This is a genomic window from Pseudomonas sp. NPDC086251 (assembly GCF_044746405.1).
GTDB lineage: Bacteria > Pseudomonadota > Gammaproteobacteria > Pseudomonadales > Pseudomonadaceae > Aquipseudomonas.
The window spans coordinates 1-20,702 of record NZ_JBIVBY010000058.1 but is presented as its reverse complement, the minus strand read 5'-3'; the positions used below and the strand labels follow the sequence as shown (position 1 = coordinate 20,702).

Sequence of the window (20,702 nt, the reverse complement as noted above, 5' to 3'; positions counted from 1 at the left end):
TACGGAGATCGATTCATCAGACCAAACTGGTGAAATGAAGGCCTGCCTAACGGCAGGCCGTTATCGGCCCGCACACAAAAAATCTGACACTCTCGTAAGGGCGGAACCAAAAGCCGCCATCAAAGCAAAAATGGATATGCCCCCAATCAACCAGGAACCTGGTCGGCCCAAAGGCCGCCAAGGTCAAGCCACCTCGTTCTTGACCCTGAACCAAGCCGCATACAACGCCGGAAGGAACAGCAGCGTCAACGCCGTAGCCACAATCAGCCCGCCCATGATCGCCACCGCCATCGGCCCGAAAAACACACTGCGCGACAACGGAATCATCGCCAACACCGCCGCCAACGCCGTCAACACAATCGGCCGGAACCGCCGCACCGTCGCCTCGATAATCGCCTGCCAAGGCTTCAACCCAGCCGCAATATCCTGCTCGATCTGATCCACCAGAATCACCGAGTTACGCATAATCATCCCCGACAACGCGATCGTCCCCAGCATGGCCACAAACCCGAACGGCTGACGAAACACCATCAAAAACAACGTCACCCCGATCAACCCCAACGGCGCCGTCAGAAACACCATCACCGTGCGCGAGAAACTGCGCAACTGCAGCATCAGCAACGTCAACACCACCACGATAAACAACGGCACGCCGGCCTTCACCGAATTCTGCCCGCGAGCCGAATCTTCAACAGTGCCGCCGACATCCAGCAAATACCCATCCGGCAGCTCGGCGCGAATCGGATCAAGCGTTGGCATGATCTGCTGCACCAACGTCGCCGGCTGCTCCTTGCCGTAGATGTCGGCGCGAACCGTCACGTTCGGCAGGCGATTACGGTGCCAGATAATGCCCTCTTCAAAGCCGTATTCGAGGGTCGCGATCTGCGACAGCGCCACACTGCGACCGTTGTCGGTCGGCACCGCCAGACTCGGCAGCAACGACAGCTCCGTGCGCTCGTGCAACGTGCCGCGCAACAGAATCTCGATCAACTCATTGTCTTCGCGGTACTGGCTGACACTTGAACCGGTCAGTGAGCTTTGCAGAAACTTCGACAGGTTCGCCGTACTCACGCCAAGCGCCCGGGCACGGTCCTGATCGACGTTCAAGTAAACGACTTTGCTCGGCTCTTCCCAGTCCAGATGAACGTTGACCACATGCGGATTCTCACGAACCTTGGCCGCGACTTTGCGCGCCAGGGCACGGACTTCCTCGATGTGCTCACCCGTCACCCGGAACTGCACCGGGTAACCCACCGGCGGACCATTTTCCAGGCGCGTGACCCGCGAGCGCAGAGCCGGGAATTGTTCGTTGAGGGTTTCAATCAGCCAGGTTCGCAGCGGTTCGCGATCCTCGATGGTTTTCGCCAGGACGACAAACTGGGCGAAGCTCGCCGCAGGCAGTTGCTGATCCAGCGGCAGGTAAAAGCGCGGCGAACCGGTGCCGACGTAGGCCACGTAATTGTCGATGCCCGCGTGATCCTTGAGCAGTGCTTCAAGGCGCTTGACCTCATCGGCGGTGTTGCTCAGCGATGCACCTTCGGCCAGTTTCAGATCGACCATCAACTCCAGTCGGCCCGATGCCGGGAAAAATTGCTGCGGGACAAAACGGAACAGGACGACCGAAGCGATGAACAAAATCACCGTGGCCGTGATCACCGTCTTACGCCGACGCACGCACCACTCCACCAGACGCCGAACCCGCTGATAGAAAGGCGTGGCGTAAGGGTCTGGCTGATCAGTACCGTGTTTGGCTGCATGAATTTTCGCCAGGTCTGGCAGGAGTTTTTCCCCCAGATACGGCACAAACACCACCGCCGCCACCCACGACGCCAGCAACGCGATGGTCACCACCTGAAAGATCGAGCGGGTGTATTCGCCCGTGCCCGATTGCGCGGTGGCAATCGGCAGGAAGCCCGCCGCCGTGATCAACGTGCCGGTGAGCATCGGGAATGCGGTGCTGGTCCAGGCAAAACTGGCCGCCTTGATCCGGTCGAAGCCCTGCTCCATTTTGATCGCCATCATTTCCACGGCGATGATCGCGTCGTCCACCAGCAAGCCCAGCGCCAGCACCAGCGCACCGAGGGAAATCTTGTGCAGGCCGATGCCGAGGTAGTACATGCAGGCGAAGGTCATCGCCAACACCAGCGGAATCGCCAGTGCCACGACCATGCCGGTGCGCACACCGAGAGAGAAAAAGCTCACCAGCAGCACGATCGCCAGGGCCTCCACCAGCACCTGGACGAACTCGCCAACACCGGTTTTCACCGCCGCGGGCTGGTCGGAGACCTTGCGCAGTTGCATGCCGGCCGGCAGGTTTTTCTGGATTCGGGCGAACTCGATTTCCAAAGCCTTGCCCAGCACCAGAATGTCGCCGCCGTCCTTCATGGCCACGGCCAGACCGATAGCGTCTTCGGCCATGAAGCGCATGCGCGGCGCCGGAGGATCGTTGAAGCCACGGCGCACATTCGCCACGTCGGAGATACGGAAGGTGCGATCGCCTACGCGGATCGGGAAGTTCTTGATCTCGTCGACTGTCTGAAAATTCCCCGAGACCCGTAGCTGCAATCGCTCGCTGGTGGTCTCGAAGAACCCGGCAGTGGACACCGCGTTCTGCTCTTCAAGCGCCTGCTGCACCGCCGCCAAGGGCAAACCGAGGGTGGCGAGTTTGACGTTGGAGAGTTCGATCCAGATCTTCTCGTCCTGCAACCCGAGCAGATCGACCTTGCCGACATCCTTGACCCGTTGCAGCTGGATCTGCACGCGATCGGCGTAATCCTTGAGCACCGCGTAGTCAAAACCATCGCCGGTCAGGGCGTAGATGTTGCCGAAGGTGGTGCCGAATTCATCGTTGAAGAAGGGGCCCTGGATACCTGGAGGCAGGGTGTGGCGAATGTCGCTGATCTTCTTGCGAACCTGATACCAGAGCTCCGGGATTTGCACCGAGTGCATGGAATCGCGGGCGATGAACGTGACCTGGGATTCACCCGGGCGCGAGAAGGAGACGATGCGTTCGTACTCGCCGGTTTCCATCAGCTTCTTTTCAATGCGCTCGGTGACCTGACGCGACACTTCCTGTGCCGTCGCGCCCGGCCAGTTGGTACGAATGACCATGGCCTTGAAGGTGAACGGCGGGTCTTCGCTTTGGCCGAGCTTGGTGTAGGAAAGTGCGCCAACGATGGCCAGCAACAGCATCAGGAACAGAACGATCTGGCGATTACGCAGCGCCCATTCGGAAAGATTGAAACCCATCGGGGATTACTCCTTGTCGGCCAGATTGACCACGCGGTTGGAGCGATCCACCGGGCGCACCTGCTGCCCTTCGAGAAGCACATGGACACCGGCCGCCACCACCCAGTCGCTGGCGTTCAGGCCTTCGAGCACCGGCACGGTTTTCTCGCCGAATGCGCCGACGCGCACCGGGGTCTTCTTCAAGGTGTTGTTGGCACTGACGACCCAGACGTAGGTCGTGCCGTTCTCGGCGGTCAGTGCGGAAAGCGGCACGGACAGCGGCACCACATCGGCGGTCTGCACGAACACCCGGGCGCTCTGGCCAAGTTCGGCGGGGACTTTGCCGGCGGTGAAGGCGATGCGTGCGGCGAAGGTGCGCGATTTTGGATCGGCTGCGGGCGACAGCTCACGGATGCGCCCGGCGAAACGCTGATCGGGTTGGGTCCAGAGTTCCACCGACACCGGCTGATCGACCTTGAAACGGCCGAAGCTCTGTTCCGGCAGGCTGATCAACACTTCGCGCTCGCCATCGGTCGCCAGGGTAAACACCGTTTGCCCCGCCGCCACCACTTGCCCGACTTCCACCGCCCGCTTGGCCACCACACCGTCCTGAGGCGCGCGCAGCACCGCGTAGCTCGCCTGGTTGGTCGAGACATTGAACTCGGCTTTGATCTGCTTCAGGCGTGCTTCGCCGGATCGGTAGAGGTTTTCGGCATTGTCGTACTGCGAACGGCTGACCATCTGCCGGTCCATCAGGGTCTTGTAGCGATCGCGCTCGGCGCGAACCATGCTCAGGTTGGCTTCGGCCGCTGCAACCTGGGCACGGGTGGCTTCCAGTTGCAGGCGTACGTCCTGCGGATCGAGCTCCGCCAGAGGCTGATCGGCCTTGACCCGCTGCCCTTCTTCGACCAGTCGTCGGCTGACTTTGCCACCAATGCGAAACGCCAGGTCCGGCTCAAAGCGAGCACGGACTTCACCGGGAAAGCTTTCCATTGCCTGTGCCGAAGGCTCTGGCTGCACCACCAGCGCCGGGCGCACAGTGACTTGCGGCGCCTCTTCGTGACCACACGCCGTCAATAAAAATGCCAGGCTGACTGGCAACGCGAGGGGCAAGGCATAGCGGAACATGGTGAAGGACCTTTCGCTAATGGTGCTTGGAATAATTATACTGGCCAGTATGTTATTAATAGCAAACTCACCAGTCCAGTAATAAAAGCGAATATGCCGAACAATCCTTCAGCACCTAACGGTCCGGGCCGCCCCAAGGATCTGGCCAAGCGCCAGGCCATCCTCGATGCGGCGAAAATTCTGTTTCTGAGTCATGGCTATGCCAACACCAGCATGGACGCCGTGGCCGCCGAGGCCGGCGTGTCGAAGCTGACGGTCTACAGCCATTTCAACGACAAGGAGACACTGTTCTCCGCCGCCGTGGTGGCCAAGTGCGAAGAGCAATTGCCGACGCTGTTTTTCGAATTGCCGGACGGCATTGCGGTGGAAACGGTGCTGCTGAACATCGCGCGCGGCTTTCATCAGCTGATCAACAGCGACGAATCGGTCAACCTGCACCGGTTGATGATGACGCTGGGCAGCCAGGACCCGAAACTGTCGCAGATCTTCTTCGAGGCTGGGCCAGAGCGCATGCTGCACGGCATGGAGCGGTTGCTGAGCAAGGTTGATCAGAGCGGCGCGCTGAGCATCGACAAGCCGCACAATGCGGCTGAGCACTTCTTCTGCCTGCTTAAGGGCGCGGGGAATTTTCGCTTGTTGTATGGCTGTGGTGAACCGTTGACCGGGGATGCGGCCGAGAGCCATGTGCGGGAAGTGGTGGGGTTGTTTATGCGGGCTTATCGGCCTGAGTGAGCCTGAGGGGTTTTGGTTGTCTGGTCTGGCCCCTTCGCGAGCAAGCCCGCTCCCACATTTGATCTCCATGCGACGCAGATCAACTGTGGGAGCGGGCTTGCTCGCGAAGCAGGCGACTCGGTCTTAAGGCTTGAGCGCTTTCTTCGGATAAATGTCATACCGACTGGACTTGCCATCCAGCGCATGACTCGGTTTCGGCCCCTCAATGCACGGCGCTTTGCGCGGGCGCTTGACCACCACCCGGTGGCTGGCCAGGGCCAACGCCGCTGCGAGCAACGCCGGCGCATCCGGATCATCGCCAACCAGTGGCCGGAACAGGCGCATTTCTTTCTTTACCAGCGCGGTTTTCTCGCGATGCGGGAACATCGGGTCGAGATAGATCACCTGCGGCGGCTCGCCTTCCCAGTTACGCATCACCTCGATCGAATTGCCCTTGAGCAAGCGCATGCGCGCCACGATCGGCGCCACGTCGAAATCTTCCGCGCCGCGCGCCAGGCCATCTTCAAGCAAGGCGCCGATCAACGGCTGACGCTCGATCAGGCTCATCTCGCAACCCAGGCTCGCCAGCACGAACGCATCCTTGCCCAGCCCCGCCGTGGCATCCAGTACTCGCGGACGCACGCCTTGGGCAATACCCACCGCCTTGGCGATCATCTGCCCCGTGCCACCGCCGAACAACCGGCGATGGGCCGCGCCACCTTCGACGAAGTCCACCCGCACCGGCCCCGGCGCGTCCGGCCCCAGTTGTTGCAACTGCAAACCCTGGTCGCCCACCTGCAAGGCGAACTCGCCGTCATCCACCTGCAGGGGCAAGCCCAGGCGCTCGGCCCATTGCTCGGCCTGTGGCTGAAACGTCGCGCCCAAGGCCTCGACATGGATGCGGCAGGCCGCAGGTTGCTCAATCATGGGAAAACACGCTCAAAAAATTAATGATCGGCAAAAACGGCCGATAACAAAACTATCGAGCATTTTGCCAGAGCTGAGCGGCGACCGAGAGAAATGTCAGACAATCAACCCACAATCACAGGTTTTATCTCGCCCTACGGCGATTACAACCTGCGAAATACCCAGGCACTGAGCGGCGTCAGTCACCTCTGGCAGGATTTCTTTGCCCGTGCGCTGGCCGATCAGTCGGGTGAAGTGCTGCCGGAATCGCTGAACTTTCCACCGGTCGATCTCGGCAGCCCGGTCGAACCCACGGTTGGCAGCGACCTGCTGGCGCACATTGTTTCGCAACGTGAATGTGATGTGAAGGACACCGAAGTTCGTCCGCCCGAGCCGCTGTTCCTGCCGATTGCCGAGTTCGAAATGGACCTGGCCGACAAGCCTTTCCCACCGTTCCCGGCGGAAGAAATCGTCGCTCAACAGCAACAGCAGAACTTCGAAAGCGGCTGGGTACGTCCGATCGTCCTGACTGCCGGCCAACCTGTGCCAGAAGCCGGCCCGGCACCACAACCGCGCCCATTGCACTTGCCGATTGCCGAGTTCGAACTGCATCTGCTGGACAAGCCCTTCCCGCCGTTCTCGCCTGAAGAGCTGGTGGAGCAACAGAAACAACTCGACTTCGATAACGGCTGGGCCCGCCCGATCATCCTGCAAAACCTGCGCATCGCCGCGTAAGCCTCAGCGACACAGCCACCACGGCCCGACATCGACATGAAAATGATTGCGGTGGGCGTCGTTGTAATCCGGGCTCAACACCACACTGAACATGCCACAGGCGCCATCGCGGACCTGACGCAGAAACCGTGCGTCCTGATTATCCCTGGGCCAGTCCTTAAGCACATTGATGGTTCGGCCATCGGCCAATCTGAACCCGGCGATGTCCAGCGCATTGGCGCTGGCATGCTGGCTGAGCCTGCCGTTCTCGCGGCCATAGACGTTGCGACAGGCAAAGCTGCCGAGATGATCGACACGCGTCACCGCCTGCCCGTAGGCCGCTTGTGCCGCCGGTTGCAGCGCGTGGCGCTCGAACAGGGCAAACGACACCGCCAGGCGGCAACTGGCGAGGAAACTGCTGCTCAGCGCCACCTCGCCGCCTTGCACGCGCAGGGTGTTGGTCAACGGGCACTTCGCGTCAGCGCTGTCGGCCAGGTGAGTCACGCTTAACCCGGAACTGATCAGGGCCTGATCGCACAACTGCGGATCATCGCGCAGACGCATCAGTTTGTAGCGGGTCAGCAGGTTCGGGGCGGCCTTCACGTCCAGCGGCGCCCAAGGGTTCCACTGTGGCGGCAGCGAGATCCAGCCACGCCAGACGCTCACCGCCGCCGTGCCGATGATCAACACCAGCACCAGCAAAACCCTGAGGAACCGCATGTTCAGCCTTTGAAGAACTGATTGGCTTTCTGGTACGGCATGGACCGGGAGGTGAAGCCGAACGTGCCCGACGTCTGGATCTCTTCGGCCGCACGGAAGAACTCGCCATACGCCGCCAGGGCCAGGGCTGACCCGACGCTGATCCGTTTGACGCCCATCTCGCTCAGCTGCTCGACCGTCAGTTTGAGCCCGCCGGACATCAACACATTGACCGGTTTCGGCGCCACGGCGCGCACCACCGCCAAGACGTCTTCAGCACTGCGCAGACCCGGCGCATACAGCACGTCGGCACCGGCCTCGGCGAAGGCCTGCAAGCGGCGAATCGTATCGTCTAAATCGGCAATGCCATGCAGAAAATTCTCCGCGCGAGCCGTCAGCGTGAACGGAAAAGGCAAGCTGCGCGCCGCAGCGACCGCCGCTTCAATCCGCGCCACCGCGTGTTCGAAGCAGTAGATCGGGCCTTCCTCACGCCCGGTGGCATCTTCGATCGAACCGCCAACGGCGCCTGCGGCTGCAGCCTTCAAGATGCTTTGGGCGCATTCGGCAGGATCGTCTGCAAAACCGTTTTCCAAATCGACCGCGACCGGCAAATCAGTAGCCGCGACAATCGCTCGAACGTTCGCCAGGGTATCGTCAAGGTTCAACGCACCGTCGGGACGTCCTTGGGAAAAGGCATAACCGGCACTGGTGGTCGCCAGCGCCTCAAAGCCAAGGCTGGCGAGCATTTTCGCCGAGCCGGCGTCCCACGGGTTGGGAATCACAAAAGCCCCGTCGCGTTCATGCAGCGCTTTGAACGCCAGGGCTCGAAGGGTTTGCGCATCCATTGGCAGGCTCCTGAAAAGGGCAAGGAATCCGCTTCAGAGCAGGCCAAGTTGCTCCGCGGCGGGCTCTCTGTATAGCTCAGGCAGCGGCGGCAAGCCAGGCAAACGCAGCATCAGTTTTGCGTGAAAACGTTGCGCCAGTTTGGCGGCCAGCAAGTTATCGGCGGTGTGCAGGAAGATATACGGCGTGCGGCCTTCTTCGATCCACAGGGCGATTTTCTCCACCCACGGCACCAGGAACGGATCGTTGGCTTCAAGCTGCGGGTGGCCGATGAAACGCACCTGCGGGAATTGGGTAAACGCTGCCGGACGGGGCGGAACCCTGGGCTTTTTCGATTGCGCGTGGAGTACCGAGGGATCGGTCGACGTGCAGCTGAACAGCGCACGCGGATCGAGGCAGATGCGCTCGACGCCGCGGTCCAGCAACAGGCGATTGAGCTGGCGCTCGGCATCGCCCTTGGCGAAGAAGTCGTCATGCCGCACTTCGACGGCCAGCGGTCGGTCCATCACGTCGATGAAACCGGCCAGCTCCGACAGTCGTTGCGGCGTAAAACTCTTGGAGAGTTGCAGCCAGACTGGCGAAACCCGCTCACCCAGAGGGCTGAGCAATTGCAGGAAGGTTTCGGCGGCGGTCAGTTGTTCGCGCATGTCACCGCTGTGGCTGATGTCACCGGGAAACTTGGCGGTGAAGCGAAAGTGTTCGGGCATGGTCTCGGCCCAGCGCTGCACGGTGGCGGCAGACGGGCTCGCGTAGAAGGTCGTATTGCCTTCCACGGCGTTGAACACTTGGGCATAGAGATTTAGAAAGTCGCTGGGTTTGGCGTCTTGCGGATACAGGTAGTCGCGCCAGGCGTTTTCACTCCAGGACGGACAACCGAGGTAGTAAGGCAGCACCATCAGATGTACAGGTCGAGACCCAGCACATCGGTATCCCAATCGACAAAACCGGCGGTGCTCAGGTAGCTGGCCAGGGCTTTCGCCACGCTGTTGCTCATGGCGCGGTGGTAAAGCATGTCTTGTTGACGGGCGGGGAGATTGCTCAAGCGTTGCGCAGAGGCTTTGGCGGCGCGGGCGGCCAGTTGCTCTTCGGAGGGGATTTCCAGCTCGCCGTCGATATCGACGGGATCGTCCTCCACCACTTGGCCTTTGCGAGGCTGGCGCTTGATGGGGTAGGACTGAGAAGAAAGGCCGTCTATACGCATGAGTACATGTCCGGTATCAATGATGGCAGTTTAGTGGCGCTAAAGGAGCTGCGCAAACCGCCGAGTGATAACTAGAACACAGAAAAGCGAAAAGGTTTAAAAGTGGGGGGATAAATCGACGATTGGCTATATGGGTTAGATCGCCTTCGCGGGCAAGCCTCGCTCCTACAAGGTTAGCGCTAACCCTGTAGGAGCGAGGCTTGCCCGCGAATGGAACACCTCGGTGTAGCAGATCAACGCGCTTTCGGCGTGGCCACTTTATCCCGCAGATAAACCGGCTGCGCCTCATCCGCCACGATCGCCTCACCGCGCTCCCAGGCAAACCGCGCCAGGGTCAGCAAGTCTTCGGCATGCGGCAACATACCGGCATCCTGCCCGGTCAGGCTGACGGCGATGCGCTCGGCATAACCCCAACCGGTGCCCGCGCCGAACCACTCGCCGCTGGCATCGGCCGGCAATGCGGCCACTTCCGGTGGCAACACAGCCTCTTTGCCGACCAGGCGCATCTCCCCCGCCGTTTCGCGGTAGCAGCCCCAATACACCTCATCCATGCGCGCATCGATGGCCGCCGCGACCTGGCTGACGCCGTGTTCGCGATACGCGCGCTGCGCCAGCACGGCCAGGTTGGACACGGGCAATACCGGGCGATCCAGCGCAAACGCCAGGCCCTGCACCACGCCGATGGCGATCCGCACACCGGTGAACGCGCCCGGCCCACGGCCAAACGCAATGGCATCGACCGCTTGCAACGTGGTGCCCGCATCGGCGAGCAACTGCTGGATCATCGGCAACAGCTTCTGCGCATGCAGGCGCGGGATCACCTCGTAATGGCTCGTGACTTTGCCGTCATGCAGCAAGGCAACGGAGCAAGCTTCAGTCGCGGTGTCCAGGGCCAGCAAGGTGCTCATCGATGTTTCCGTAAGAGAGGTTCAGAAAAAGTGCGCCAGTATAAACAACTACGGCCCGCAAGCGGGCCGTAGAAGATGAAGCGTTTCAGACTTTTCAGTTCAGCGCTTCAAGCACCTTGCCGGTGATCGCTTCAACCGAGCCAACACCTTCGATGTGGCTGTACTTCGGTTTGCCTTGAGCGGTGGACAGCTCCTGGTAAAACTTCACCAGTGGCTCGGTCTGGGCGTGGTAGACCGACAGACGATGACGCACGGTTTCTTCGGTATCGTCCTTGCGCTGCACCAGCTCTTCACCGGTGATGTCGTCGATACCGGCCACTTTCGGCGGGTTGTAGACGATGTGGTACACGCGGCCGGAAGCCTCGTGAACACGACGACCGGCGATACGCTGGACGATGTCTTCGTCTTTAACGTCGATTTCCACAACGTGGTCCAGCTCAACGCCCGCCTTCACCAGGGCTTCTGCCTGGGGAATGGTGCGCGGGAAACCGTCGAACAGGAAACCGTTGGCGCAATCGGCCTGGCTGATACGTTCCTTGACCAGATTGATGATCAGGTCATCGGATACCAGACCACCGCTGTCCATGACGCTCTTGGCGATCAGGCCCAGCTCGGTGCCGGCCTTGACCGCGGCACGCAGCATGTCGCCGGTGGAGATTTGCGGGATGCCGAATTTTTCGGTGATGAACTTTGCCTGAGTACCTTTACCGGCCCCGGGAGCTCCCAGCAGAATGACGCGCATCGATGTGCTCCTCAATTTTTTATTTAATAACAACGGATTCGCCTCGTGGGGCCAATCTCAAAAACAGGGTCGTGACCGCCCAAACGGCCAAAGGCTGCTCAAGATACACAGCAGGCCCGGACCACACAAGCCGCCGAAAGTCGGAGAAACCCGCGCCTTGCGTGACCATTTAAGGGGGTACCCCAAGTCGCAACCCCATCATTAACTGTCGCCTGGCAGCACTTTTCAACCGCTCCCCCGGCCGGCACCCGGCCCTTGCATCGAGTGCCTGCCCCCACGACAAAAACCTTAGCCGGTATTACGCAAACCGGCGGCAATCCCCGCTACAGACACCAGCAATGCCTGTTCTACCGGGCTGCCCTGCTCCACTTCCTGTTGTCGCGAGCGCGCCAACAATTCAGCCTGCAATAGATGAAGAGGGTCGAGGTAAGTGTTGCGCAAGCGGATGAATTCAAGGGTGGCTGGGCTATGTGCCAGTAGCTGCGACTGACCGGTCAACCCAAGGACCACGGCGCACGCCTGCGACAATAGGTCGCGTAAATGCACACCTAAAGGTAACAAATCCGACTCAACCAGACGTTCATCGTAGGACTGGGCGATATCGGCATCAGCCTTGGCCAAGACCATTTCCAGCATATCGATGCGCGTGCGGAAAAACGGCCACTGCTCGCGCATCTGCCCCAGCAGCTCGCCTTCACCCCGCTCCAGCGCCTTGCTCAGGGCCGCTTCCCAGCCGAGCCAGGCAGGCAGCATCAGGCGTGTCTGGGTCCAGCCGAAAATCCACGGGATCGCCCGCAGGCTTTCGATGCCACCGGCGCGACGCTTGGCCGGGCGGCTTCCCAATGGCAGGCGTCCGAGCTCCTGTTCCGGGGTGGATTGGCGGAAATACTCGACGAACTGCGGATTTTCCCGGACCACGGCGCGGTAAGCGCTGACACCGTCAGCGGCCAATTCGTCCATCAAATGCCGCCATTCAGGCGTCGGTGGTGGCGGTGGCAACAATGTCGCCTCCAGCACCGCCGCGAGGTACAGATTGAGGTTTTGTTCGGCGATGTCCGGTAGGCCGAATTTGAAACGAATCATTTCCCCCTGCTCGGTGGTGCGGAACCGTCCCGCGACCGAACCCGGTGGCTGCGACAGAATCGCCGCATGCGCCGGACCGCCGCCACGGCCCACGGTGCCGCCGCGACCGTGGAACAACAGCAGCTCTACTTGTTGCTCACGGCAAATGTCGACCAGACGCTCCTGCGCCCGATACTGCGCCCAGGCCGCCGCGGTGGTGCCGGCGTCCTTGGCCGAGTCGGAATAGCCGATCATCACTTCCTGCGGCCCTTGCAGACGGGCGCGATAACCCGGCAACAGCAACAGCTTTTCGATCACCGGCCCGGCGTTGTCGAGGTCGGCGAGGGTTTCGAACAGCGGCACCACGCGCATCGGGCGCAATACGCCGGCCTCTTTGAGCAGCAATTGCACCGACAGCACGTCGGAAGCGGCGCCAGCCATGGAGATCACATAGGAACCGAGGGACGCGCCCGGTGCCGCAGCGATTTCCCGGCAGGTCGCCAGCACTTCCGCGGTGTCAGCCGACGGCTTGAAGTACGCCGGCAGCAAGGGCCGACGGTTGTTCAGTTCGCGCATCAGGAAGGCGATGCGTTCTTCTTCGCTCCAGTCTTCGTAGCGACCGAGGCCGAGGTAATCGGTGATTTCGGTCATCGCCGCCGAGTGCCGCGACGAGTCCTGACGCACGTCGAGTCGCACCAGGAACAGGCCGAACGTGACCGCGCGACGCAGGCAATCGAGCAACGGCCCGTCAGCGATCACGCCCATGCCGCACTCATGCAGCGACTGGTAGCACAGCTCCAACGGATCGAGCAGGTCGCGGTTGTTTTGCAGGACATCGGCGGGCGCCGGTGTGGTGTTGGTCAACGAGGCGTGAGCCCAATTACGGGTCGCACGCAGGCGTTCGCGCAACTGCTTAAGCACGGCGCGATACGGTTCGGCGCTGTCCCCGGCCTTGGCTTTCAGCGCGTCGCTGGCCTGCTGCATCGACAATTCGGCCGCCAGGTGATCGACGTCGCGCACGTACAAATCCGCCGCCATCCAGCGCGCCAGCAACAGCACTTCGCGGGTCACGGCAGCGGTGACGTTGGGGTTGCCGTCCCGATCGCCGCCCATCCACGAAGCAAAGCGAATCGGCGCCGCCTCCAGCGGTAAATGCAGGCCGGTGGCGTCGTGCAGGGCTTTATCGGCCTTGCGCAAATAATTCGGAATCGCCTGCCACAGCGAATGTTCGATCACCGCGAAGCCCCACTTCGCTTCGTCCACCGGCGTCGGACGGGTGCGGCGGATTTCTTCGGTGTGCCAGGCTTCGGCGATCAGGCGCTGCAATTTCACCTGGATCTGCTCGCGTTCGGCCGTGGTCAGGTCGCGATGGTCCTGGGCGGCCAGTTGCGCGGCAATGGCATCGTATTTCTGGATCAGGGTGCGGCGCGCCACTTCGGTCGGGTGCGCGGTGAGTACCAGCTCGATTTCCAGCCGCCCCAACTGCCGGGCCAGGGATTCGGCGCCATGCCCTTCGGCGCGCAGTCGGGCGAGCAGTTCCGGCAGCACCCGCGCCTCGAACGGTGCGGGCTGCGACTCTTCGCGACGATGAATCAGCTGATACTGCTCGGCGATGTTCGCCAGGTTGAGAAACTGGTTGAACGCCCGCGCGACGGGCAGCAACTCGTCTTCGCTCAATTGGTTGAGGCTGGCGCTCAGTTCGGCGTCCATCGAACCGCGACGGTCGGCCTTGGCGCCCTTGCGGATCTGCTCGATCTTGTCGAGAAAGCCGTCCCCGTACTGTTCACGAATGGTATTGCCCAACAGCTCACCCAACAGGTGAACGTCCTCGCGCAAGCGTGCATCAATATCGGTCATCAGCAGTTCTCCAGCAAAAAATCCGGGCGGCTATGAGCATAAAGAGTGCCGCTCTACAGCGCTTCTTACAAGCAAACGACGAAGGGACTTTAAACCCCGGGCGTTGAAGCTAGTCTGAAGAGTAAGCCGTACAACGGCCCAACCGGCCACCGCCGGACACCACACTGCCTGCCACGAGCAGGAGCGCATTGAGGTCATTATGAAAATCCGCGAGCTTGCCCAGCATTGGGAAGAAAACGCCAAGGGTCGCCTGACCGCGACGGGCTACACGATTCATCTGGACGTGGAAGCCGCCGCACGGCTGGCGGCGATTACCGAAATGTACCCCAAGCGCCAGCCTGAAGAACTGCTCGGCGAATTGATTGGCGCCGCGCTGGAAGAGCTGGAGAAGAGCTTCCCGTATGTGAAGGGGTCGACCGTCGTGGCGACCGACGAAGAAGGTGATCCACTGTACGAAGACGTCGGGCCGACGCCACGTTTTCTCGCGTTGTCCCGTCGGCATTTGCATGATTTGTCAGCCGGTAACGACAAACCAAAACATTGATCCCACCACCGAACCTGTGGGAGCGGGCTTGCTCGCGAAGAGGCCGTAACAGTTGACGTAAATGTCGACTGATACAGCGCTTTCGCGAGCAAGCCCGCTCCCACATTTGATTTGCATCCCCCTTCAATAACGGCGTATTTCCGACCGAAAAAAGGTCGGGAATACCGTTGCGCATCGTGAAAAACCCGATCTAGAGCCTTGTCCGTTCGGTCAAAGTATTTTCGGGCATTGGGCCATCTTCTCTGAACTTTTGAAAAACGCCACGGGTCACAGCCAGTAACCACGCCTGGGACGGCCGTTTCAAAACACCACGGAAACTGACGGTTGCGGCTCCATACCCAGGATGGATTTTTAAGTTTTTCAGGAGTTAGCCCAATGGAGTTGAAGACCATGAAGACCCGAACTGCCCAATCCTCGTTTACCCACCTGCGCGGTTTGAAACTGGCCGCCCTGGCACTCGGCAGCAGCCTGGTTCTGGCCGGTTGTGCCGGTCACCCGCCGACCGAGCAATTCGCCGTGACTGAATCGGCGGTCAACAGCGCCGTCAGCGCCGGCGGTACCGAATTCGCCGCCGTGGAAATGAAGTCCGCCCAGGACAAGCTCAAACAAGCCGAACTCGCCATGCACGACAAAAAGTTCGACCAGGCCAAGACCCTGGCCGAACAGGCCGAGTGGGACGCTCGCGTAGCGGAACGCAAAGCCCAGGCGATGAAAGCCGAACAAGCTGTGAAGGACTCTCAGAAAGGAGTTCAGGAACTGCGTCAGGAAAGCCAGCGCACCGTTCAGTAACGGCGCGGCACGACGTATTTCTTACTCGACTAAAAGGACGAAACCATGATGCGTAAACAATTGATGATCCCGGCTCTTCTGGCGGCAAGCGTTGCACTGGCGGCTTGCTCCACCCCGCCCAACGCGAACCTGGAACAGGCCCGCACCAACTACACCGGCCTGCAAGCCAACCCGCAGGCCAGCAAGGTCGCGGCGCTGGAAACCAAAGACGCCAGCGATTACCTGGACAAGGCCGACAAGGCCTATCAAGACAAACAAGACCAGGCCAAGGTCGATCAACTGGCTTACCTGACCAATCAGCGTGTTGAAGTGGCGAAGCAAACCATCGCCCTGCGCACCGCTGAAGCCAATCTGAAAAATGCCTCTGCGCAACGTGCCCAGGCCCGTCTGGATGCCCGCGATCAGCAGATCAAGCAGTTGCAGGACAGCCTGAACGCCAAGCAAACCGATCGCGGTACGCTGGTGACCTTCGGTGACGTGCTGTTCGCCACCGACCGGGCTGATCTGAAATCCAGCGGTCTGGTGAACATCAACAAACTGGCGCAGTTCCTCTCGGAAAACCCTGATCGCAAAGTGATCGTCGAGGGTTACACCGACAGCACCGGTACCGCGAGCCACAACCAGTCGCTGTCCGAGCGCCGCGCCGGTTCCGTGCGCATGGCGCTGGTGAAAATGGGCGTTGATCCAGCGCGCATCGTTGCCCAGGGTTATGGCAAGGAATACCCGGTGGCAGAGAACGCCAGCGTCTCGGGCCGGGCGATGAACCGTCGGGTGGAAGTGACCATTTCCAACGACAACCAGCCGGTGATCCCGCGTTCGGCGGTGAGCTCGAACTAAGCTCGAATCGCTGATGCATAAAAGCCCCGCCTGATTTGATCAGGCGGGGCTTTCGTTTTTCAAGATCAAAAGATCGCAGCCTCGTTTCTCTCGACAGCTCCTACAGAAACACACTGTCCCTGTAGGAGCTGTCGAGAGAAACGAGGCTGCGATCTTTCAGGACGCGCTACGGCTGCAGCTTCTGCGGAGTCTCCTGCCCCATGCACCGCACCGCTTTTTTCTTGTTGTTGACCAACACCCCACTCAGGCCTTTCTGCTCGGTGTCGAACATCACCAGCACGCCATCGATGCACTGGGCCACTTGGGCTGCCGGTTCCAGGGAGATTTTGTACTCTTCGCCCGGCACGGTCTTGAGCATGGTGAAGTCGCTGAGCAGCAACGCATCCTCAGGCTTGGCGAAGTGCAGGTAACCGTAGAACCACAGGGCTCCAACAGTGCCGAGGATGCTGCAGATACCGGTGATGATCAGCGGGATGGCGTTACGTTCTTCACTCATTGCGGACTCTCTGGTGGTTCATCTTCTGAATTCGGGGGCGCCGGGTAATTGGGGATTTCACCCAGGCGGCGCAGGCCATTGAAATGCTGCGGGTCTTCGAGATAGCGCAGCATGACTTTGCGCCAGACCGGGTCGGCGAACGTCTGCACATGACCGCCACGGGTCAGTTGCAGCACGCGCGGCGGCGGCGCAGCTTGATACAGACGGATGCCGTTGGAAAGGGGCACGATCGGATCGTCGATGCTGTGGTAGATCAGTTTCGGTACGCCGTTGAGCTGCGCCATCGAGTTGATCGCACTGTCGCCGTCCGGCACCAGCCACGACAGCGGGACCTGGAACGTCCAGAACACCCACGAGTTGCTCAACGCATAGCGACCGACACTGCGGTAACTGGCGGGCACGCCGTCGAGGACGAAGGCCTTGAGTTGCTTCTGTCGTTCGGGATGCTGCACGAGGTAGTGCACGGCCATTGAACCGCCGAGGCTCTGGCCCAGCAGGATCAGCGGCTTGCCCTTGACCTCCGGCGCCTGGTCGAGCCATTTGAAGGCGGCATCGATGTCCTGATAAATCGCCGGCAGCGACGGTTCGCCCTCGGACAAACCGTATCCGCGATAGTCCACCAGCAGCACTTGATAACCTTCCTCGGGCAACCACCAACTGCCGCCCAGGTGCATCGGCAGGTTACCGCCGTTGCCGTGCAGGTGCAGTACCGTGCCTTTGACCTCGACCCCTTTTTTCGCCGGCAACCACCAGCCATGCAGCTTGAGACCGTCGGCGGTGATCAGGGTGACGTCGCGGTATTCGAGCTTGGCTTTTTCCGGGGTGAACAACTGGCCGGGCTCGGGGTAGAACAGCAGCGAGCTGCAACCGCCGAGGGTCAGAAGGAGGCAAAAAATACCGAGGATTCTCATCCGTTGAAACCTCGCGATATAGGGTTGAAATACTGCCCCTGTAGGAGCCGAGCTTGCTCGCGAATGCGGTGTGTCAGACAACAGAGGTGTTGAATGTTAGACCGCTTTCGCGAGCAAGCTCTGCTCCTACAGGGGAGTTGTCGCCTTAGAGGATATTTGAGTAATCCGCTTCGATCCGGTCCAGGCTCAGGTGATTGAGGAAGTTGGAGAAGCACATCCACGCCGACAATGCGTTCAAGTCGCGGAACTGGTCCGGCAGATACTTCGGCGCCACCACCAGGCCTTCGTCGACCAACTGGCGCAAGGTGCGCATGTCTTCCAGCGTGGTTTTGCCGCAGAACAGCAGCGGAATCTGCTCAAGCTTGCCTTTTCGCACGGCCAACTGAATGTAGTTGTAAACCATGATAAAGCCCTTGAGGTAGGACAAGTCTTTGGTAAATGGCAGACCGGTCGGCACCGAGCCGCGGAAAACCCGGCTGGCGTTGCCGTAGCTTTCAGCCATTTCGAAACCTTGCTCGCGGAAGAACTCGAAGATCTGCAAGAAGTCCGCGCCCTCCTCCACCATGTGAATGGCGCGGGTGCGGTTGGTCAGCTTGCGCAGGCGGCTCGGGTACGAGGCGAAGGTGATGATTTCCATCAGGATCGCCAGGCCTTCCTGGGTCACCGTCGACGACGGCGGGCCTTTGGACAGGAACGTGCAGATCGGCTGGTTCAGCCCGTTGAGCGTGGTGCCGACATGCACCAGGCCTTCGTGGACTTCCAGGGCGCGCACGTCGCGGTCGTTGAACATCGCGTCGGCGCGGATCTTGATGTAGTCGGCACCGGCCGCCGCATCGGCGACGATCCCGTCGGACTCGAACACCCGAATGGTTTCCTCGGCCTCGCCAAATACCTTGTTCAGCCGGTGTTGCAGCAGGCTGACGGCCTCCTTGGCGGTGAGTGTTTTGGGCTCGTCTTTAAGGTCGCCACGGCCGTCGATGTTATTCAGGTAGTCAGAAAGCATCAGCCCAAGGTCGGCCAGGGTCGGGTCACCGGCGTGGAACGCGTCGGACGCGGCGCCGTACAGCTCCTGCGAGATCAGCCCGAAATCCTCGGTGCCGCGCGCTTCGAGCATGCGCACCACCATCCGGTATTCCTTGCACATGCGGCGCATGATCTGGCCGACCGGGTTGAACTGGCCGAGCTGGCGGGTGATGTCGCGCTCGATGTTCTGGAATTCCAGTTTCACTTTACTGGAGTCGAAGGACAGCGGCCGGTTGAGGTAATAGTCGCGGTCCACCGCCGGCATTTCCTTGCCCTTGGCCTTGAGGAAACCCTTGCGGATGCTGTCGTCCCACTTGACCGCATCAAGGACGCGGATCGGCGTCTGTGCCAGCACAATGCGATCGGACAAAATGCGTATCGACTGCTGGTAATCGTCCACCCGAAACTCCTGTAGAAAAACCGTTACGTACTGGGATTATTTGGCTTTGGCCGGACGCTGGTAGCGCACGGCCTCGACGAACACATCGGAATTGGCCGGATCGTCTAGGTAGGCGAACACCTGATCCATGCTGGTGTTGATCAGCACGCCGTCGCCGTCGTCGGTCTGGAAGCCTTCGCCGCTCAGGACCTTTTGCCTCAACGCCTGGTTGATCTGCTCGAGGTCGAGGTTGTAGACCACCAATTCGTGTTTGTCGGTGAGTTCGAAACCGGCGATCGTGAAATGCCCGCCGAATTGCGAGGGCACTTTCGCCGACAGGTACCAGCGGCTGCCATGGCGCGTCACCGTGAACGGATAGGCTTCGCGTTCCTTGGGTTTGGCCTTGTAGTAGCTGACGGCCTGATAGTGATGATCGCCGATGCGCGTCAGTTCCAGGTTCAGCGGCTCACCCCAGGCGTTGGTGCTGGTCCATTTGCCGAGTAACCCTTTGGGCGCGGGGTCGCTGTCGGGCAGAGGTTCCTTGAAGGTCACCAGACAGCCACTGAGCAGCAGGAACGACAAGGCGATCACAACGACACGCCAGGCTTTCATTCAACACTCCCTATGAACACGCCCCAAATGGTCACCGACCTTGTAGGAGCGAGGCTTGCCCGCGAAGGCGATATGTCAGTCAACATCGATGTTGAATGTTAAGCCGCATTCGCGGGCAAGCCTCGCTCCTACAGGGGTGCGGTGCACCCCGGGATTACACCGACGCCAGCACCAGGTGCATGTAGCGCGTGAGGATGCCGAGCATTTCCTCTTCGGCAACAGGCTCGGCGTCGTTGAGCAGGCCCTGATATTCCATCCGTCCGATAATGGCCGTCAACACTTTGGCATCCTGTTGTGGCTCGCGGGAACCCAGGACCTCGAAAAAATGGCAGGTGCCCTGCAGGAGAATCTGCTGGTGCGAGCGCACCAACACCGCCAGGCGCGGGTTCAACAGCGCTTCCTGACGGAACGCCTGCTCGGCCATCAAATGCTCGCGACGGTTCTGCAATTGGCGGTGCACATAGTCGGACGTCAGCCGCGCAATGTCGTCCGCCAGCTGTGAACGGGACTCGGGGCTGCCATCGCCGTAGGCGACCATTTCCCGCAGCAAACCCTCGTTGTTGGCCCACAGCTTGGCCATGAAGGCCGCGCTGCGCTCCACGTATTGGGCGAAGGTATCGGTGAGCAGGTCATCGATATCCTTGAAATAGTAGGTGGTCGCCGACAGTGGCACACCGGCTTCCGCCGCCACCGCACGGTGACGCACGGCCCGGACACCCTCGCGCACGACAATGCGCATGGCTGCATCGAGAATGTCCTGGCGACGCTGCTCACTGCCCTGTCGGCTGGCCTTGCGGCCCTGGTACTGAACACTTTCAGCGACCGCAGTGGCGACACCCGCTGCACCTTCTTGAGCAATTGCATGATTCACGACAGGTCTTTCCTCTCAGATGAAAGCAACAAGTTGATACGTTTGTACCAGACAGGCAATAAAAAGCCGCCTGGATAGGCGGCTTTTTAATTGAAACACTTACGCTTGCGGCCGCATGTGCGGGAACAGGATCACGTCGCGGATCGACGGGGAGTTGGTCAGCAACATCACCAGGCGGTCGATGCCGATGCCTTCACCGGCCGTTGGCGGCATGCCGTACTCCAGCGCGCGAACCAAGTCG

Annotated in this window: 21 protein-coding genes; 5 read left to right on the top strand and 16 right to left on the bottom strand. The window is 60.6% G+C overall.

From position 1 onward, the window contains the following. Positions 1 to 183 precede the first annotated feature (183 nt). Together ACIPL2_RS33975 and ACIPL2_RS33970 are read right to left on the bottom strand one after the other, a co-directional pair. A complete protein-coding gene (locus ACIPL2_RS33975; protein ID WP_401364882.1) occupies positions 184 to 3,249 on the bottom strand; it encodes an efflux RND transporter permease subunit in 3,066 nt (1,021 codons plus the stop codon). A 6-nt stretch (positions 3,250 to 3,255) separates the two neighbouring features. Beyond that, entirely contained in the window at positions 3,256 to 4,356 is a 1,101-nt protein-coding gene (locus ACIPL2_RS33970) for an efflux RND transporter periplasmic adaptor subunit (protein WP_401364880.1), read from the bottom strand. 93 nt (positions 4,357 to 4,449) lie between these two features. Between ACIPL2_RS33970 and ACIPL2_RS33965 the strand changes: the two genes are divergently transcribed. Beyond that, positions 4,450 to 5,088 carry a TetR/AcrR family transcriptional regulator gene (locus ACIPL2_RS33965; protein WP_401364877.1) on the top strand — a complete coding sequence of 213 codons (639 nt, stop codon included), beginning with the start codon at positions 4,450 to 4,452 and terminating at the stop codon, positions 5,086 to 5,088. Between the two features lie 123 nt (positions 5,089 to 5,211). On the opposite strand, the gene ACIPL2_RS33960 is transcribed toward ACIPL2_RS33965, so the two are convergent. Then, positions 5,212 to 5,994, bottom strand: coding sequence for a class I SAM-dependent methyltransferase (locus ACIPL2_RS33960; protein ID WP_401364875.1), 783 nt, complete (start codon positions 5,992 to 5,994; stop codon positions 5,212 to 5,214). 93 nt (positions 5,995 to 6,087) lie between these two features. Between ACIPL2_RS33960 and ACIPL2_RS33955 the strand changes: the two genes are divergently transcribed. Then, positions 6,088 to 6,708, top strand: a complete 621-nt coding sequence (locus ACIPL2_RS33955) for an energy transducer TonB (RefSeq protein WP_401364873.1) — start codon at positions 6,088 to 6,090, stop codon at positions 6,706 to 6,708. 3 nt (positions 6,709 to 6,711) lie between these two features. Here ACIPL2_RS33955 and ACIPL2_RS33950 read toward each other — a convergent pair whose 3' ends face one another. The 7 genes from ACIPL2_RS33950 to ppc all read right to left on the bottom strand — a co-directional run bounded on the left by ACIPL2_RS33950 (position 6,712) and on the right by ppc (position 13,999). Next, positions 6,712 to 7,407, bottom strand: coding sequence for an extensin family protein (locus ACIPL2_RS33950; RefSeq protein ID WP_401364871.1), 696 nt, complete (start codon positions 7,405 to 7,407; stop codon positions 6,712 to 6,714). A gap of 2 nt (positions 7,408 to 7,409) precedes the next feature. Beyond that, positions 7,410 to 8,231, bottom strand: coding sequence for an isocitrate lyase/phosphoenolpyruvate mutase family protein (locus ACIPL2_RS33945; RefSeq protein WP_401364869.1), 822 nt, complete (start codon positions 8,229 to 8,231; stop codon positions 7,410 to 7,412). Positions 8,232 to 8,264: 33 nt separating this feature from the next. Further along, positions 8,265 to 9,125 (bottom strand): DUF72 domain-containing protein, encoded by an 861-nt coding sequence (locus ACIPL2_RS33940; protein ID WP_401364866.1) that lies wholly within the window; start codon positions 9,123 to 9,125, stop codon positions 8,265 to 8,267. Then, on the bottom strand, positions 9,125 to 9,430 hold the full coding sequence (locus tag ACIPL2_RS33935) for a hypothetical protein (RefSeq protein WP_401364863.1): 306 nt from the start codon (positions 9,428 to 9,430) through the stop codon (positions 9,125 to 9,127). The genes ACIPL2_RS33940 and ACIPL2_RS33935 overlap by 1 nt, the downstream gene beginning before the upstream one ends. A gap of 233 nt (positions 9,431 to 9,663) precedes the next feature. After that, positions 9,664 to 10,338, bottom strand: a complete 675-nt coding sequence (gene tsaB / locus ACIPL2_RS33930) for a tRNA (adenosine(37)-N6)-threonylcarbamoyltransferase complex dimerization subunit type 1 TsaB (protein WP_401364861.1) — start codon at positions 10,336 to 10,338, stop codon at positions 9,664 to 9,666. A gap of 94 nt (positions 10,339 to 10,432) precedes the next feature. Next, positions 10,433 to 11,080, bottom strand: coding sequence for an adenylate kinase (gene adk / locus ACIPL2_RS33925; protein WP_401364858.1), 648 nt, complete (start codon positions 11,078 to 11,080; stop codon positions 10,433 to 10,435). Positions 11,081 to 11,368: 288 nt separating this feature from the next. After that, complete coding sequence (gene ppc / locus ACIPL2_RS33920) at positions 11,369 to 13,999, bottom strand: phosphoenolpyruvate carboxylase (RefSeq protein WP_401364855.1); 2,631 nt, start codon at positions 13,997 to 13,999, stop codon at positions 11,369 to 11,371. Between the two features lie 199 nt (positions 14,000 to 14,198). On the opposite strand from ppc, the gene ACIPL2_RS33915 reads away from it, so the two are divergent. The 3 genes from ACIPL2_RS33915 (at position 14,199) to ACIPL2_RS33905 (ending at position 16,169) form a co-directional block, all read left to right on the top strand. Continuing rightward, the gene (locus tag ACIPL2_RS33915) at positions 14,199 to 14,543 is read left to right on the top strand and encodes a pilin assembly protein (protein ID WP_401364852.1); all 345 of its coding nucleotides are present in this window, start codon (positions 14,199 to 14,201) and stop codon (positions 14,541 to 14,543) included. Between the two features lie 375 nt (positions 14,544 to 14,918). Beyond that, positions 14,919 to 15,332: a DUF4398 domain-containing protein gene (locus tag ACIPL2_RS33910; protein WP_401364850.1), complete on the top strand. Its 414-nt coding sequence runs from the start codon at positions 14,919 to 14,921 to the stop codon at positions 15,330 to 15,332. A 48-nt stretch (positions 15,333 to 15,380) separates the two neighbouring features. Next, complete coding sequence (locus ACIPL2_RS33905; protein ID WP_401364888.1) at positions 15,381 to 16,169, top strand: OmpA family protein; 789 nt, start codon at positions 15,381 to 15,383, stop codon at positions 16,167 to 16,169. Between the two features lie 166 nt (positions 16,170 to 16,335). Here ACIPL2_RS33905 and ACIPL2_RS33900 read toward each other — a convergent pair whose 3' ends face one another. The 6 genes from ACIPL2_RS33900 to ACIPL2_RS33875 all read right to left on the bottom strand — a co-directional run. After that, positions 16,336 to 16,665: a hypothetical protein gene (locus tag ACIPL2_RS33900; protein ID WP_401364847.1), complete on the bottom strand. Its 330-nt coding sequence runs from the start codon at positions 16,663 to 16,665 to the stop codon at positions 16,336 to 16,338. Continuing rightward, positions 16,662 to 17,576, bottom strand: coding sequence for an alpha/beta hydrolase (locus ACIPL2_RS33895; RefSeq protein WP_401364844.1), 915 nt, complete (start codon positions 17,574 to 17,576; stop codon positions 16,662 to 16,664). The genes ACIPL2_RS33900 and ACIPL2_RS33895 overlap by 4 nt, the downstream gene beginning before the upstream one ends. Before the next feature lie 145 nt (positions 17,577 to 17,721). Continuing rightward, a complete protein-coding gene (locus ACIPL2_RS33890; protein ID WP_401364841.1) occupies positions 17,722 to 18,999 on the bottom strand; it encodes a flavohemoglobin expression-modulating QEGLA motif protein in 1,278 nt (425 codons plus the stop codon). Between the two features lie 36 nt (positions 19,000 to 19,035). Continuing rightward, positions 19,036 to 19,590: a hypothetical protein gene (locus ACIPL2_RS33885; protein WP_401364838.1), complete on the bottom strand. Its 555-nt coding sequence runs from the start codon at positions 19,588 to 19,590 to the stop codon at positions 19,036 to 19,038. Positions 19,591 to 19,744: 154 nt separating this feature from the next. Next, positions 19,745 to 20,461 carry a TetR/AcrR family transcriptional regulator gene (locus ACIPL2_RS33880; RefSeq protein WP_401364835.1) on the bottom strand — a complete coding sequence of 239 codons (717 nt, stop codon included), beginning with the start codon at positions 20,459 to 20,461 and terminating at the stop codon, positions 19,745 to 19,747. A gap of 99 nt (positions 20,462 to 20,560) precedes the next feature. Next, positions 20,561 to 20,702, bottom strand: a 142-nt coding sequence (locus tag ACIPL2_RS33875; protein ID WP_401364885.1) for an amino acid--tRNA ligase-related protein, incomplete at its 5' end; no start/stop codon positions are given.